Raw genomic sequence first — 15284 nt, forward strand, 5'->3', positions numbered from 1 at the left:
CGGTTGTCAAGGAGGGGCCCTGAGCGGTGCGCCGACGGGCGGTGCCGACGGGGACGTGGACGATGAGCTCCTGGCGGACGCCGATCCAGAGCCGATCCAAGAACGCACATTCCGACAACGCGAGGGAAATTCCCGGTGGCGTACCGCTGAACGCGAAATGGGAATTCGAAAAGATCGGTGAAGAGGGCATGGGAGTGGCACAACCCCGCGCGGATCTTCCACGTCGAAACGGGTGATCGGAAATCAGATCCACTCCCCACGGAGGTCTTTCGTGTCCACTCTTGGCCCGCGTTCCCGCCGCGTCCGCCCGGTCGGCGTCACCGCCTTACTGGCCGTCGCGGCCAGCACCGGACTCTTCGCCTGGAACGCCCAGGCCGCCACCTCGCCCGCGTCGTCGGCGCCGGTGTCCTCGGCCGCGTCGCCGGCCACCGTGACCGTCACCGACGGAGTGATGGCCTACACGGCGGCCGACGGCCAGACCAACAAGCTCACCATCAAGCGGGTCAGCGAGACCGACACCACGCTGACCTTCGGCGTGGACGACATTGTCGAGATCACCGCCGGCACCGACTGCACCCACCCCACAGCCACCGACCTGACGTATGTGACCTGCACCGTGCCCGCCCCCGACCCGGACCACCCGGGCGACCAGGGCAATGTCGAACTCGGCGGCGGCAATGACAGCGCCAAGGTCTCCGGCGGCGATGTGAACGTCCACGGCGGGGCCGGGGACGACACCATCATCGGCGCCTCCGTCGCGGTGGGCGGCGACGGCGACGACACCATCAGCCACGCCACGAACGCGAACGGCAACGCCGGTAACGACACCATCACCGACTCGTTCGCGGTGTGGGCCGGGGACGGCGACGACATCGTCATCGGCGATGACGTGGCCAACGAGATCTACGGCGGCCCCGGCGACGACCACCTCGACGGCGCCGGCAACGACGACTCGATCTACGGTGAAGAGGGCGACGACACCATCAAGGGCGGACCGGGCAACGACTACCTCTTCGGCGGGCCGGGCCAGGACGACATCGACGGCGGCCCCGGCGACAACGTCATCGACCAGGACGGATCCGTCCCCGAGGGGTTCTGAGGGAACCTGAAGAGGTCTCAAGGGACCTCAAGAGACCGTAAGGGGATCTCAGGGACCTCAAACAACAAGACGGTCCGGGTCGACGACCCGGGCCGTTCCGCCACCGAGCGGGCAACGGAGTTCGTCCCCACCCCTGACCAGGCCATCCGCCAGCCGGTGGCCTCGCGTGCTCGGCGACACCGGCCAGCGCGGCTTTTGCCTATGCCGGGCACACCACCGTCTGCCGCGATCCGACCGGACCATCGGCCATGTGCGCCAGGGGGAACCGTCCGACCGGCGCAATCGTCGGTTACGGATGTGACTGAAGTGACGCCCACGCTGCCTGCCGACCACTGCGAACTGATCTCCGACCTGTCCGGGATTGTCAGCGACTACCCCTATGCGGATCCCGAATCGACCCTCGCCGTCCTCGCCGACGACGCGGCGGAGGCGCTCGGCCGCGTGGCCACCCCGGAGGGCCGCCGGGAGCGGACCGGGTACGTGATCCTCCTGCATGCCACCTGCTGGTACGTCTCCGCACGCATCTTCAGCAAGTCCCTGTTCGCATCGTACATACGGGCCTTGGACGGGTTCCGTGCGCACTTGGACCGGGCCTCCTGCACCTGCCCGCCCGGCGCCCACCCCGTAGAGCTGGACTCGGAGTACGAGGTCGAGGCTGGGGTGAGCATGCTGACCGAGGCCGGCCGGGTCGCATTCGCCGAAGACTACGGTCTCGACAATGAGGAGTCGGCGGCGTTCGACTGCGAGGGGTTTCTCGCGGACCTCGCCGATGAGGCCCTGGGCCGCTTGCACGAGGCACACGAGGAGCTCTTCGGCGGCATCGACGTCTCCCATCTGGACGCGCAGTTCGTCCGGGACGACGGCCGCCTCGACATCGTCGCCATGCAGGAGGCGATCAGCCGTAGCTGGGAGGACAACACTGGCCCGGTCGCCCTGTGGTCCGCCCGCCGTTGGCTCACCGGGCAGGTGCGGGACGAGGAGCGGATCGGCGTATTCCTGTGCCTGTGGATGGGCATCGCCCAGTCCTACGGGGGTCTGCCGCCCTCGTACGCACGCGACCTTGCCGCCGCGCTCGCCACCATCGACCTGGACGTCTCCTGCGATCATCCGCAGCACCCCTGGTCCACCGCCGATTCCAGCGTCCAGTCCCGGTACCGCGCGGTGGTCCACCTGTACGCGCCGGACGACCACCCCGACACCCCAGTGCCCGCCGAGTTCTCGGCGCGCGAGCTGTGGGAGTGCCCGGTGCAGTACGCCCAGTTGGCACGGGAGGCGTTGGATGACCTTGCGGGATGGCGCACCATGCGCGGCGGCGACGACGAGGACTGGGAGGACTGGGAGGACTGAGCGTACGGGGCCGCGGCGTTGGCGGATCGCGGCGGCGTCACCGATCGCGTACGCCTCGGGGTGGGACAGCGACCTCAGCACCCATCACCGATGAGGACACGCCCGCCGGGCGCCAAGAAGCCGCGGGCCGCGGCGAGGGTGGGAAGCAGGCCGCCGAAGGCATGCGCGGCCCCGAAGCTGAGGACCACGTCGAACGGCTCATCGGACACGAACTCCTCGGCCTTCCGGCGATGCAGGACGAGGCGGTCCTGGACGCCGAGGTCACGTGCCGCGGCGGCCGCCTGGGCCAGGGCGTCCTCGGAGATGTCCACACCCTCGGCGCGCACACCCGGCCGCGTGGCCAGGGCGCGCAGGAGCCATTCCCCTCCGCCGCAGCCGAGATCGAGCACCCGCTCCTCGCCAGGCCCCGCTACTGGTTCTCCACCGCCAGCCAGCCGGCCAGTCCCAGCATCGCCGCCCCGGTCAGCGCGTCCAGCAGCCTTCGGATCCGCTGAGTGAGCCCCATCGACCTCAGCCGCCCCCCGAGGGCCGCGTACCCGCATGCGCAGCAGAATTCCACGCCGATATACGCGGCGCCGAGGAAAAGAATCGGAATCGTGACATCCTCGGCGCCGTCGGCCAGGAACTGCGGAAGGAACACGGTGAACAGAATAACCGCTTTGGGGTTCGAGGCCGCCACGATGAATTCCTGACGGGCCAGTCGCCACGAAGCCAGATCGGCCCTACGCTCTTGAGTACCCTCTGCAGGCGCACACTGAGTTCCTGGTGTCTTCTGTCCCTGGACAGGGTCTTTTCGCGCCGCCGCCAGTATCGTCCGTCCCCCGAGCCAGAGCAGATAGGCCACACCACACCACTTGATGGCGTTGAAGGCCACCTCAGAAGCGGTCAGTACAGCACCCAGCCCAGCCGCCACCGCCACCACCATCAACGCGAACGCGGCAAAGCGCCCGATGGAAGCGCTGATCGCCGGACGCGGACCGTGGCGCAACCCGTTACGCAGGATCAACAGCTGATTAGCTCCCGGGGTAGCAGCAAGCAAGACTGCCGACGGGAAGAACGCCGCCCACTCGATATCGGAAACCATGAACGCACATGTATCCCCAGTCGCCTGATACCCAACAGGCAGGCTGACAAGTTGAGCCAGACTCTCCCCTGGCATCGACAAGTCACGGGGCGCCTGCCACCCTCTACATCCCCTATAACGGCGCGAAGTGGCGCACTCTGCCCTCGGACTAGCCCCGCCGGACCGCCCCGAGCTGGGCCCGGTGCAGGTCCGGGGCGGTGAATCGCTGCGCCACCGTGCGCAGGACGCGGGCCATCGCCTGGGCGGGTGGGGTGGCGGGGCGTGCCGCGGCGCGGGCGAGGAGGATGCGGCGGGTGGGGGCCGGGACGTCGGAGGCGAACGGCAGGAGGCGTACGTCGCTGCGTCGGCTGGTGAGGGCCAGGCGGGGTGCGAGCGCGATGCCGAGACCGGCGGCGACCATGGCCTGCGCCTCCTGGTAGTCGTGCGATGAGTAGGCGATGCGCGGCTCGAATCCCGCCTGGCGACAGCTTCGGCGCAGGACGTCGGCGACGGGGTGGTTGTCGGCGCGGATGATCCACTCCTGGTCGGCGAGGTCGCCAAGGCGCACGGAGGGATGTGTGCGCAGGGGTGAGTCGGCAGGGACGACCAGCACCGTGGGGTCGTCCAGCAGGTGGGTGAGGGAGAGTGCCGGATCGTCGAGGCGGTTCCATTCGTAGTCCCAGAGCAGCCCCTGCTCCACCTCGCCGGTGTGCAGCATCTCCCTGAGTTCCGCGAGGACTCCGGCGCGTACCTCGATGCGAATGCCGGCGTGGCGACGTCGGAAACGCGTGAGCGCCAGCGGCAGCAGGGACGCGCTCGCCGTGGGAAAGGAACCGAGCCGCAAGGTGCCCTGGTCGAGGGCGGTGAAGGAGTCCAGGTCGGCCTGGGCGGCACGGAGCTCCCGGCGGATGGCCTGACCGCGTTCGGCCAGCGCGGCGCCCGGCGGGGTGGGGCGGATACCGCGTGGCAGCCGTTCGACAAGGGGCTGCCCTGCCTCCTGCTCCAGCAGGGACATCTGCTGGGAGGCGGCGGAGGTGGTCATGCCGAGGGCTTCCGCCGCGGCGGTGAGTGAACCGCGTTCGGTGGCCTCGGTGAGCAGCAGCAGACGGCGCACGTTGAGCATGCCGTCGACTTTAGCTGAGCTAAACCCAGGTGAAGCGAACTGCGATTGTTTCGAAGTCATGCCTCTGCGAAGGTCTCCGCAATCGCCGAGCGGTTCACCGGCCCGCGATGCGCCCGTAACCGCTGCCTCGGCCCTCTCCCTACCTCCGTTGACCCAGGAAGAGCCTCAGACGTGCACATTCCCGCGACCCTGGTGCGTGGCGGCACAAGCAAGTGCTGGCTGTTCAACCAGGTCGAAGTCCCTACCGACCGTGGCGACCTCGAAAGGCTGCTGGTCGCCGCGTACGGCGCCACCGATCCCGTGGAGCTGGACGGGGTGGGCGGGGCGACCCCCACCACCTCAAAAGCGGCCGTCGTCAGCGCCTCGTCCCAGCCTGGCATCGACGTCGACTACCTGTTCGCTCAAGTCGGCATCGGGACGGGCTCGGTGGAGTGGACGAGCAACTGCGGCAACTGCGCCACCGGCGTCGCCCTGTACGTGGTGACGAAAGGAATGGTTCCGGTCACCGGCGACCGGACGCGCGTGGTGATGCGCAACACCAATACCGGCGCGGTCCTCGAAGGGATCGTCGACACCCCCGGAGGCGTGGTGCGCCACTTCGGCCGCCAGACGGTACCCGGCACCCGTGCCGGCGGGGTCGCGGTCGGCCTCACCTTCCGCGACCCGGCCGGTGGCACCACCGGCTCGCTGCTCCCCACCGGCCAGGCCGCCCAGGACCTGCGGGTCGGCGCCGCCGAGCCGGTACGCGTGAGCATGGTGACCGCGGGAGCTCCGGTCGTCCTTGTCGACGCCGCCAGTGCCGGGCGTACCGGTGCCGAGTCACTGGAGCGGATGAGCGCAGACGTCCCCTGGCTGCGCACCGTCCGTCACACCGCCGCACCCCTGATGGGGCTGGCCCAGCCGGGCGGGGAACCGGGCGACGCGGTGCCCAAGGTGGGCCTGGTCGGACCGCCGGTGCCGTACACCACCACCCTCGGTGAACCGATCGGTGCCGAGGACTACGACGTGTCGGTGCGCATGCTCACGATGAACGCCCCGCACCCCGCGATCGGCCTGACCTCTGCCGTCGCCGTCGCGGCGGCCGGGCTGCTGCAGGGGTCCGTGGTCTCCCGGACCACGGGCGGCCCGACCGACGAGTGGTTGCGCCTCGGCACGCCCGCCGGCGTCGTCGCGGTCCGCTGCACCGATGTAAGGGACGGCCTGCCGCACCGGGTCACCGTGCAGCGCGCGGCCCGTCTGCTCGCCGATGCCCGAATCTACGTACCGGAAGCAGGCAGCCCGCAAGCCGCCTGAGCCGCGACGAACATCACCTCGGTCAGGCCGGCTCCCAGCCGTCCGCACCGGGATACCCTCGCGCCCTCGGGGCGCGCCACCCCGTCCCCACCGCACCAAGGACAAAGATGTCTGCTGAAGTGATCTCCATAGGCGCCCTGCTGGTGATGTTCGTGGTCGGCACCGTGCTGCCGATCAACCTGGGCATCCTCGCCTTCGTCGCCACCTTCGCCGTCGGCACCGCCTCGCTCGGCCTCACCGAGGACGAGATCTTCGAAGGGTTCCCGGCCGAGCTCTTCGTCACCATCGTCGGAGTCACCTACCTGTTCTCCGTCGCCCGCCGCAACGGCACGATCGACTGGCTCGTCGCGGCCGGGGTGCGGCTGGTACGGGGCAAGGTCGGACTCATCCCCTGGGTGCTGTTCCTGGTGGCCGCCCTGCTGACGGCGTTCGGTACGTTCACCCCGGCCGCGGTCGCGATCCTCGCGCCGATCGGCATGAACTTCGCCTACCGCTACAAGCTCAACCCGCTGGTCGTCGGCATGATGGTGATCAGCGGCGGGCACGCGGGCGCGTTCTCCCCGCTGGCCGTCTCCGGTGCGCTGGTGCTCGGCCTCGTCGACAAGACCGATCTGCAGGTCTCCGCCGTGGCGCTGTTCAGTGCCAGCTTCCTGATCAACCTGGTGCTCTCGATCCTCACCTACGCCCTGCTCGCCAAGCGTCCCGCCCCGCTGGTCGAGGGCGCCGCGGAGGCGGCCGACGACGAGGACCTCGCCGTCTCCGGCAGGCCCGATTGGCGGCAGTGGCTCACCCTCGCCTGTCTGGCGGCCCTCGTCGTCGGCGCGCTCGGCTTCCACCTGGAGATCGGCTTCCTCGCGCTGGCCGCCGGCGCCCTGCTGGCCCTGGTGGACATGGAGCGGCAGGAGAAGGCCGTGGACGGTGTGAGCTGGTCCACCCTGCTTCTGGTCGCGGGCATGATGACGTACATCGCGATGCTGGAAAAGGCCGGCATCATCGAGGAGATCTCCGAACACGCGGCGGGCCTCGGAGCCCCAGTCGTCGTCGCCCTGCTGCTGTGCTTCACCGTGGCCATCACCTCCGCCTTCGCCTCCTCCACCGCGATTCTCACAGCGATCATCCCCATCGCCGTACCGCTGCTGCTCTCCAGCCACCTCAGCGCCGCCGGACTGATCGCCGCGCTCGCCGTCTCCACGACGATCGTCGACACCTCCCCCTTCTCGACCAACGGAGCACTCGTCCTCAGCAACGCCCGTGGGGTGGACACCCGCCGCTTCTACCGCCAGGTCATCGGCTACACCGGCGGAATCGTCGCCCTCGGCCCCATCGTCGCCTGGGGCGCCCTGGTCCTGCCCTGGTGACAGCGCGAAGACCGACGACGGATGGCGGAGGGCGCCGAGCACGACCACGGGTGTGCGTGGCGTCGCTGGTGACGACGACTCTTACGTACGGCATCGACCAGTGCATCTACGACGTCCCGGGGCCGGCGGTCCGAAGCGTGCGGTCGTCTACTCGTCGGTGGCGGCGGCCGGTGACGCCTTGGCCTGAGCGCGGAAGATCCGCGCCACGCCGCCGCTGTGCTTGATGGCCTCGTGGACCCATGTGGGGACGGCAATCACGGCACGCACCTCGCCCTCTTCCCGGTCACCGTCGACGTGATGCCAGGTCTGGCCGGGGATGTTGTTCTTGTTGCCGTGGTCGAACCGATTCGCCTGTTCGATGTCGGACTTACGGAGGTCCTTGTTGGTCGTGCCGGGCGTGGGATTGGGCAGGTTCACCGCTTTGGGGCCGGATGCGTCGGTCAGTATCTGGTTGGTGAAGTCGGGGACGCCGACGAGCTTGATGTAAACCGGCTGTTCCTCGGCATCCTGGGCGGTTCCCTTCTGCGCCCACACGATCTGTCCCGAGTAGTCACTGTTGCTGAGCGTGTTTCCTTTCGCGTGGAAGGTGTCGGCGCCCCAGGCGCGCAGCGCCGCGAGCTTCTCGTGCAGGTCCGGTGTCGGCAGCGAGGTGCTGTCGGTACCGGTGAGGTGGTGCTGGTAGTCCTGCCGCATCGCCTCGAACGCCTCTCGCAGGGGTCCTTCGGGAAGGGTGCCGGGATCGGTGTTCAGGACCTCGTCGACCTGCTCCGCCGTCAGTGAGTTCTTGATGTCGACCTGCCCGCCGATTGTGGAGTTGACGTCATTCGGTGTGCGCAGATGTTTCTTGGGGTCGTCCTCCCCGGTGTTCGGATGTGTCTTGTACGGGTCGCCCTCCGGCAGGTAGAAGAAGCGGTAGTACGGGTCGTCCCGGGTGTCCCACCAGGGGCTGGGAGACTGCTCGGGGGCATCGTGGGAATCCGGCGGGTCGGACGGGGGCTCGGGCGGTACACGGTCCTGGTCCCCGGCCTTGGACGGCGCGTCCGCGGGCCCGGACGGACGAGGTTCGCTGTCCGGCACGGCGGTCGCCTCGGCGGCGGCCTTCGGTTCCGGCCCGGGCGTGGCCTTCGGCCCGATGGCTTCCGCGGTCGTCCCCGGTGTGTCCTGTGCGCGGGCACCTTCGTGGTGGGATGGGCGCGACGCGGCCGGCCCGGCGAGGATGAAGTCCTCGATCGAGGAGCCCGGCCAGTCGTGCCGCTCGGTGAATCCGATCGCGAATTCCATGGCGTCGGCCCAGGATTCGCCCGTGCCGATCGCGTACTCCGTGGCGTCGGCCCAGGACTCACCCGTGCCGATCGCCTCTCCGAGGGCCCTGCCGACCTGCGAGGCCAGATCCGGCTCCATCGGTCGGGCCGGCTTCACGGTGTCGCCGGCCTCCGTCTGCCGCGTGGTCTCCGGCCGGTCGGCCCCGCCGGTTGATTCGGCGGGCTCGGATGACCTGGCCGGTGCGGAGGGGAATTCCCCTGAGGCGTGGACCTTCTCGTACGGTTCGTACGGCGAGGGCGTGTCGGAGCCGCCGAGGTCAGCGCTCATCGCGGACCTGCTTTCCGGATGCGGTGGCCGGGTTCCGGCCCGTGTCCTGACCCGTGGCCTCGTCCGTGCCCCGGGCGGCGTCCCATTCGCTGGGGTAGAGGCGGTGCAGCGGCCAGGCGCTGCTGAAGGTGAGGAAGCGTGTCGCCTCCATGAAGCGCCGGATCGGGGGGCCGGGCCGGGACAGTGCCGCGGCCAGCCGTTGGTGGGCGGGGGGCTCGCCGGTGCCGTCGACCGCGGTGCGGTCGGTGATACGGGAGCCGGGCAGCCGCTGGAGGTTCAGCAGTTGCTCTCGGGCGGGCACCGCCTCCAGGTCCAGTCCGCGGGCCTGCCACTGTCCGGTGAGGGGGTGCGGGCGATCGGGGTCGTAGTCCTGGGCGGCGAAGGCGGCGAAGACGTCCCGCCAGCGGAACGGGCCGGCCTGCCAGTGGACTTCGGTGCCGTCGCAGCCGTCGCCGGGCTGCCCGGCCAGATGGGCCCGGACCCGTGAGATGACGTGCCGGGCGAGGTCCTCGGGCTGGTAGTGCTCGATGAGCGCCCGGTAGCGGCGGTCCACCGCGTCCTGGGCGAGCTGTCCGGCGGCGCAGTCCAGCAGCCGCCGGCCGGGGGACGCGGCGCGGCGCGCCAGCCAGGACCGCTCGGGCAGGGGTTCCGGCTGCCCCAGGACGTGCGCGGCGGTCGTCAGTTCGATCCATAGGGCGAGTTCAGGATCCTGCTCGACATGGGCGGCGGCCCGGGTGATCTGCCGCAGGGTGCACGGCTCGGCGGCGCACTGTGGGGGGCAGGTCGCTCGGGCGGGTCCGGTGGCGGCGACCCGGCCGGCGGGTGCCGCGTCGGCCTCCTGGTGCTCTCCGAGGGGGATCCGTACCCGTAGCGGACGGTCCATGCCGTCGGCGAACACCGCGGCGCGCCCAGGCTCCAGGGACACCACGTGCTGGGACTGCGCCTCGTCCAGGTTCATGGTGGAGCCGACCACCGCCCGGTCGTCGGCCGCCGGCAGCCGGTGAACAATCTTCAGGGCGGTGTTCTTGATCACGTCAGGCACGATCTTCGCGGGGATCTGCTCGGCGACGACGATGCCCTCGCCGTAGGCACGGATCTCCGCGAGCAGCGTGGTGAACAGCTCGATCGCCAGCGCCGCCGGGGTGGCCGGGTCGACGTGGCGCAGCAGCCGGTGTGCCTCCTCCAGCACGGTGACGTGCCGCAACCCGCCGCCCCGGGCGTCGCGGTGCACCCGCAGGTGCTCGTGCAGGCGGATGAGGATCGCGCCGATCAGGAAGGCGGTGTCCTGATCGTTGCCGATGTCCTCGATCTCCAGCACCACATTGCGCCGCAGCAGGTCGGCCAGGTCCAGTGGGTGGCCACCGGCGAAGAACCGGCCCGGGGTGCCCAGACGCAGTGAGCCGAGCCGGATGTCCACGAAGCCGCGCACGTTGTTCGTGACCTCCTTGCCGTAGCCGACGCCCTCGACCACCTCCAGCGCTGTGCGGTGCAGGTCGGCCAGGGTGGGGTAGCGGGGTACCGCGTGCGGGAACCGGGAGGTGCTGAGCACCCGGTCCCAGCCCAGTTCGGCGTAGCAGCGGGCCAGCGCGCCGGCCAGCACCTGGGGGAAGGGGTCGGTAGCGGTGAATGCGGCCGTGAACAGTGCCCGGACCAGTTCGATGTGCGTGGACAGCGGGAAACCGGGCTCGGGTTGCAGCGGGTTGAGGCTCAGCGGCACCACGTCCGGCGCCCCGGGCCGTATCACCGCGACATGCTCGGCGCCGATACGGCCGGCCATCCGCGCGTACTCGGCCTTGGCCGGCTCGATGACCAGCCACGGGATTCCGGCCCGGTGGAGGCCCGTCAGCAGATGGCGTACGGTCTGGGACTTGCCCGCGCCGGTCGCGCCGGCCACGAAGGCGTGCCGGTTGAGGGTGGCGGTGCGGACCGAGAACGCGCCCGAGGGCCGGTCGGCGTCGTCCAGGACCACGCCGAGCGGGACCTCGCCCCCGCTCTCCGGCGTCACGTCGAATCGGGCCCGCTCCACCACGCGCAGGCCCGGCAACTCCCGCTCGGGCGGCCGGGTCAGCGCGGCCAGCAGGTCGGCGGTGGCGTGCAGCGCGGCGCCCGCGGGGGCCGACTCCCGGGCCGGTCCGCCCGGGGTGGACAGGCCGCCGAAGGGCACCGGGCCGGGCCCCGGAGCCGGCGGGTACGGCAGGTCGGCCCCGGGAACCAGCAGGTACGGCAGATCGGCCAGCTCGACCGCCGCACACAGCAGGGCCGCGGTTCGCCGGGCCGATGCCGGGTCGGGACCGCCCGCCGCGACCCTCACCCGCCAGGTGCCGGCCGCCTCGGCGCGGCTGAGCTCGCGGTATCTGGCCTGGGCCCGGTCCAGGGCGACGCGGTCCAGGGCTGAGTTCTCCCGCTGCCGCAGCACCGGGATGTGGCGGGACAGTTCCGCCAGTTCGGCGGTGACCGACTGCCGGGTGGCGGGTTCTGCCAGGACCAGCCAGACGAAGGGTCCGGTCAGATGGGCCACGCTGTCGGCGAAGGCGCCGCGGCGTACCGTCCCGCCCGCGGGCGTCTCCGCCGCCCACAAGGGGTCCGCCCGGCCGGTGCAGGCGACCCATGCCGGGACCGCCTGCCAGCCATCGGCCAGCGGGCCGGTGTCAACCGACGGCCCTCTGCTGCCCGGCGGATACAGCACCGGTCCCGCTGTACCGGCCGGCCGCGGGTCCGGGCCGGCCGGCGGGAAGTACGGCCGTCCGCCGACCAGTAGTTCGACCGGGGCGCCGGGCGCGGTCCGCTGCCAGGCGACGGCCAGGCCCGCGCCCGGGTTTCCGGACAGCTCGGCGTGGGCCGCGGTGAGCGCGGCCGTCAGGGCGGCCTCGGTCCGGTCGTCGTCCTCGCCGGCGGGAACCTCGGTCAGCCGGTGGAAACGGAATCCGGTGAACGGACCGGCGCCGCCGCCCCCTTCGCGGCCGTGCCCGGTCTCCTCCCGTACGGCCGCGCTCCCCGCCCCCGCGGCCGACAGGCCCGCCGCCGCGCCCATCATGATTCCCGCGGCGCGCTCGCCACCCGGTCCAGCAGGGCGATCCCCGGGTTGCAGTCGCCCAGCGCCACCCGGCGTCCCCTGGGGCCGACCTCCACCAGCACGAACGCCGTCGCGGGCAGCGACTGTACGGTGGTCGGCTCCACGGTGAACTCGTAGACCCGGCTGACCGTACGGCCCTCGGTCGCCGACTCGGCCACCGACTGGTTGACCGTGTTCTGCCAGGTCTCCGAGCGTGAGGTGCTGACCGCCCGCGCGTAGGACGCGGCGGCGAAGGGCACGGACACCTTGCCGAACTGGCCGTTGCTCAAGGAGAGCGAGCGGTTGTCGGTCTCGCTGAAGGAGTAGCCATGGCTGTCCGCGACCCCCTCGGTGAACGTCGCACCCACCGACTCGGTGAGCTGGCTGAGGACGAAGGAGTGGCCCCGCCCAACGAACTCCGCCGCCATGGTGGCCTCACGGGCGTTGCCCAGCCGCATCAGCAGGGTCACGCTGTCCCGGCCGCCCAGCAGGTCGTGCAACTCGCCGCGCAGCCGCTCGAACATCAGCATCAGACGGACACCGCTGCGTTCCGCCAGCCGGGTCAGCTCCTCCAGCGGCTCGCGGCCCAGGTGATCGGCACCGGCGACCACCACCATCCGGCCGGCGGCGCCGCGCGGAGCGCCGGCCAGCGCCCGCAGGACCCGGTGGAAGACCAGCCGGTCCAGTACGTCCTTGCGCCGCGGGTGGCTACCCGCGGTCCGCAGGACCGCCAGCCCCCGTGCGGCGAGAACATCGGGCTCGCCGCCATCCGTACCGCGCGTACCCGGCTCCTCGTCCTGGTCCTCGCCCGCGGCCAGCAGGTCCAGCACATTGGTCAGGAACTGCAGTTCCTGGTCCACCCGGGCGGCGTTCCCGACGGTGTCCACCGCGGCGGTCAGCCGCTCCACCTCCCGCTCGGCCAGGACACCGGGCCCCGCCGGGTCGTGCAGCCGGCGAAGGACGCGCAGCCCGGCGGCGATGCGCCGGTGGGTCCAGGGCCGGTCCAGCCGGGCGGTCACCGCCGCGAGCAGCTCGGTGTCCAGCGCCCGGTCGTCGGCGGTCCCCGCGGCGCCGGCCGACGCCCGCAGGCTGCGCACCACATCGGCCAGGAGCTCGGCCGGCCCGTCCTGGTCCAGCCCGTCCAGCGGGTGCCAGGACCGCCTGCCGCCGGGCAGCGTCACCTGCCGTACGGGGTGGCCCTGCTGCTCGGCGAACGCGGCCAGGTCGTCACCGATGTGCTGTTCGGTGAAGTCCAGCAGAAGGACGTCGGCCCCGCCCGCCAGCAGCGAACACCCCACCGTCGTCAGCAGGCTGGCCCAGCCGTCGCTGGTGCCGCCGAACACGTCCAGCCGGTCCGGCCCCGAGGCCGGGGTCAGCGGGTACCAGCACTGCTCCGTGGCGACACGCCGCCGTTCCGCCTCGTCGTGCCGGGCCACCCGCTCGCGCCACCGCGCCTGTTCCGCCTGGTACGCGGCGAAGGCGGCGTCACGGTCCTGCCGGTATCGTGCCCGCCGGACCCCGGTGCGGACTCTTCTGCCCGCCAACAGTGCCAGCAGGACCACGACGCCCAGGATGATCGGGACCTGGCCGTACACGGACGTCACCCCGGAAAGGACGGACAACCCGATGACGGCGTAGCACCCGATCGGACCCCTGGCCCTCCTGCGTGCCGCCGCCCCCGAGGCGTACGGCACCGGCGGCGGCACGGGCTTCGGCTTCGGTGCCGTCGGGTCGGGAGGCTCAACCCACTCCGGCGGCCGGTCGGCCTCTGGGCTCGGCACCGGCGGAGCGGGCCGCACGTACTCCCATCCCACGCGCTGGCCCGGGACGAACAGCCGGTCGGCCAGTCCGGCGCCCTTGCGAGCAGGCGGCCCTCCCGGGCCCGACAGTGATGTGCTCACCGGGACGTTCACGGTCATCGCGGCTCCCCCATTCATGCGGCTCCATACGGCCGGTCCTGTGAACCCCAATGTCCGGGGCCTGCCTGCCGGTCGGTAGGGCCGTGGACCACAAGCGGACCACCTTCGAACCATCGTCGGACCACCGTCGGACCGCCGTTGGACCACCGTCGGACCGCCCTTGGACCGCCTTGGACCGCCGGGTGACCGAAATCCACCGGGACAGCCGCGAGTATCGCTCGATATCGTGACTTCATGGGGGACGAGGGAACCAACGGCCAGGGGACCAACGGCCAGGGGACCAATGAGTACGCCCGGCGCCTGGGCGCCGAGATACGCGGCCGCCGACTGGCACGCGGCATGTCCTTGCGGGAGCTGGCCCGCCTGATCCACCTCAGCGGCCACGGGACACTGGTGGACTACGAACTCGGCCGGCGGATCGCCCCGCTGAACATCGTCGAGGGCTGCGAGCGCGTTCTCGGCATCTCCGACGGAGCGCTGCGCAACCTGCGGGAGAAGGCGCTTGCCGAACGGGCCGGCCAGCAGTCCGACCGGTTGTTACGGACCCCGGTCCCGGACGTGGCGGCGGCCGAGTCCGGGAAGGGCGACCCTGCCACCCCCATCACCCCGCCCGCGCCTCCCGGCGGGCCCCACGACGAGGACGCCGCCACGGAGGCGGGTCGCAGGCCCCGGTTCAGGCGCGGCCCGCTGCTCATCGCGACCGCCGTCCTCCTGGTGGCCGCCGTCACCGGGCTTGGCGTGAGGCTCGCCCGTCCGCACCACCACTCGCCACCCGGCACGGCGTCCGGTGCCTCCTCCGGTACCGCGCCAGCCCGTGCCTCCTCGGGGTCCGCCTCCGTCCGTATCGACTTCGGGCGCGGCACGGACCGGTGGGGCGTGTTCTGGGGCAATCAGGTCGCGCAGGCCCAGATCACCACCGTCACCGCCTACCACGGCACGCACTCCCTCCAGTTCACGGTCACCGGAGCCACCAACACCCGTGGCGCCGCGGCCGTGGGCACCACGCACGAACTCACCGGCCTGGCCCCGGGCATGAAGGTCACCTTCTGGCTGCGGGTCCCGGGCCCCGAACCGGGCAGCGGCGTACGCTTCTGGGCCTACGACTCGCACTCCCATCCCGCATTCGCGCCCGAAACCGCCCAGCCGGGCACCGAGCGGCCGCTACCGAACGGGACGGGCTGGCAGCCATACGTATGGACCGTCCCGAAGGTCGATACCGTCCACGCCATCGGCATGCAGCTCTACTCGGCCTCCGAGCAGCCCGTCATCGTCTGGCTTGGCGCCGTCACCTGGTAATCGCGTCACATAGTGCTGCCGCCCGTTGCACCGACACTGCCTGCCGCGCCGCGGCCGCGGCCGACGCCGGTCAGTTCCGCCGGAGCCAGTCCGCGCAGCGGCTCGACGCGGTGCAGGCGGTGCCGTCGTAGGTCTGGGCGTCGA

The 15284-nt window shown here is 71.3% G+C and carries 10 protein-coding genes and 1 pseudogene; 5 read left to right on the forward strand and 6 right to left on the reverse strand.

Annotated features, from left to right (window positions below; all coding sequences use genetic code 11):
* Positions 1 to 271 precede the first annotated feature (271 nt).
* Positions 272 to 1099 carry a calcium-binding protein gene (locus ACZ6TD_RS02345; RefSeq protein ID WP_471349652.1) on the forward strand — a complete coding sequence of 276 codons (828 nt, stop codon included), beginning with the start codon at positions 272 to 274 and terminating at the stop codon, positions 1097 to 1099.
* A gap of 297 nt (positions 1100 to 1396) precedes the next feature.
* The gene (locus ACZ6TD_RS02350) at positions 1397 to 2446 is read left to right on the forward strand and encodes a hypothetical protein (protein ID WP_471349655.1); all 1050 of its coding nucleotides are present in this window, start codon (positions 1397 to 1399) and stop codon (positions 2444 to 2446) included.
* A gap of 80 nt (positions 2447 to 2526) precedes the next feature.
* Here the strand turns inward: ACZ6TD_RS02350 and ACZ6TD_RS02355 are convergent.
* The 3 genes and pseudogenes from ACZ6TD_RS02355 to ACZ6TD_RS02365 form a co-directional block, all read right to left on the reverse strand.
* Positions 2527 to 2880, reverse strand: a pseudogene (locus tag ACZ6TD_RS02355) (SAM-dependent methyltransferase); the annotation flags it as partial.
* Complete coding sequence (locus ACZ6TD_RS02360; RefSeq protein ID WP_471349657.1) at positions 2856 to 3530, reverse strand: LysE family translocator; 675 nt, start codon at positions 3528 to 3530, stop codon at positions 2856 to 2858. The pseudogene ACZ6TD_RS02355 and the gene ACZ6TD_RS02360, both read right to left, overlap by 25 nt.
* Positions 3531 to 3678: 148 nt before the next feature.
* Positions 3679 to 4632 (reverse strand): LysR family transcriptional regulator, encoded by a 954-nt coding sequence (locus ACZ6TD_RS02365; RefSeq protein ID WP_471349660.1) that lies wholly within the window; start codon positions 4630 to 4632, stop codon positions 3679 to 3681.
* 171 nt (positions 4633 to 4803) lie between these two features.
* Between ACZ6TD_RS02365 and ACZ6TD_RS02370 the strand changes: the two genes are divergently transcribed.
* Together ACZ6TD_RS02370 and ACZ6TD_RS02375 are read left to right on the forward strand one after the other, a co-directional pair.
* The gene (locus ACZ6TD_RS02370) at positions 4804 to 5925 is read left to right on the forward strand and encodes a PrpF domain-containing protein (protein WP_471349663.1); all 1122 of its coding nucleotides are present in this window, start codon (positions 4804 to 4806) and stop codon (positions 5923 to 5925) included.
* A 107-nt stretch (positions 5926 to 6032) separates the two neighbouring features.
* On the forward strand, positions 6033 to 7283 hold the full coding sequence (locus ACZ6TD_RS02375) for an SLC13 family permease (RefSeq protein ID WP_471349665.1): 1251 nt from the start codon (positions 6033 to 6035) through the stop codon (positions 7281 to 7283).
* 147 nt (positions 7284 to 7430) lie between these two features.
* On the opposite strand, the gene ACZ6TD_RS02380 is transcribed toward ACZ6TD_RS02375, so the two are convergent.
* From ACZ6TD_RS02380 to ACZ6TD_RS02390, 3 genes are read right to left on the reverse strand one after another with little or no spacing between them, the layout of a single operon-like run.
* Positions 7431 to 8873, reverse strand: coding sequence for an HNH endonuclease (locus ACZ6TD_RS02380; protein ID WP_471349667.1), 1443 nt, complete (start codon positions 8871 to 8873; stop codon positions 7431 to 7433).
* Entirely contained in the window at positions 8863 to 11907 is a 3045-nt protein-coding gene (locus tag ACZ6TD_RS02385; protein ID WP_471349670.1) for an ATP-binding protein, read from the reverse strand. Before ACZ6TD_RS02385 ends, ACZ6TD_RS02380 begins: the two co-directional genes overlap by 11 nt.
* Entirely contained in the window at positions 11904 to 13844 is a 1941-nt protein-coding gene (locus ACZ6TD_RS02390) for a hypothetical protein (RefSeq protein ID WP_471349673.1), read from the reverse strand. Before ACZ6TD_RS02390 ends, ACZ6TD_RS02385 begins: the two co-directional genes overlap by 4 nt.
* Positions 13845 to 14078: 234 nt before the next feature.
* Here ACZ6TD_RS02390 and ACZ6TD_RS02395 point away from each other — a divergent pair, with 234 nt between their 5' ends.
* Positions 14079 to 15140, forward strand: coding sequence for a helix-turn-helix domain-containing protein (locus tag ACZ6TD_RS02395; RefSeq protein WP_471349677.1), 1062 nt, complete (start codon positions 14079 to 14081; stop codon positions 15138 to 15140).
* The last annotated feature ends 144 nt before the right edge of the window (positions 15141 to 15284 follow it).

The sequence above is a fragment of the Streptomyces yongxingensis genome, assembly GCF_055597465.1.

Coding starts and splice junctions, on each gene's coding strand:
- ACZ6TD_RS02360 (WP_471349657.1), bottom strand. CDS start 3,530: ATGGTTTCCGATATCGAGTGGGCGGCGTTCTTCCCGTCGGCAGTCTTG.
- ACZ6TD_RS02365 (WP_471349660.1), bottom strand. CDS start 4,632: ATGCTCAACGTGCGCCGTCTGCTGCTGCTCACCGAGGCCACCGAACGC.
- ACZ6TD_RS02375 (WP_471349665.1), top strand. CDS start 6,033: ATGTCTGCTGAAGTGATCTCCATAGGCGCCCTGCTGGTGATGTTCGTG.
- ACZ6TD_RS02380 (WP_471349667.1), bottom strand. CDS start 8,873: ATGAGCGCTGACCTCGGCGGCTCCGACACGCCCTCGCCGTACGAACCG.
- ACZ6TD_RS02385 (WP_471349670.1), bottom strand. CDS start 11,907: ATGATGGGCGCGGCGGCGGGCCTGTCGGCCGCGGGGGCGGGGAGCGCG.
- ACZ6TD_RS02390 (WP_471349673.1), bottom strand. CDS start 13,844: ATGACCGTGAACGTCCCGGTGAGCACATCACTGTCGGGCCCGGGAGGG.
- ACZ6TD_RS02395 (WP_471349677.1), top strand. CDS start 14,079: ATGGGGGACGAGGGAACCAACGGCCAGGGGACCAACGGCCAGGGGACC.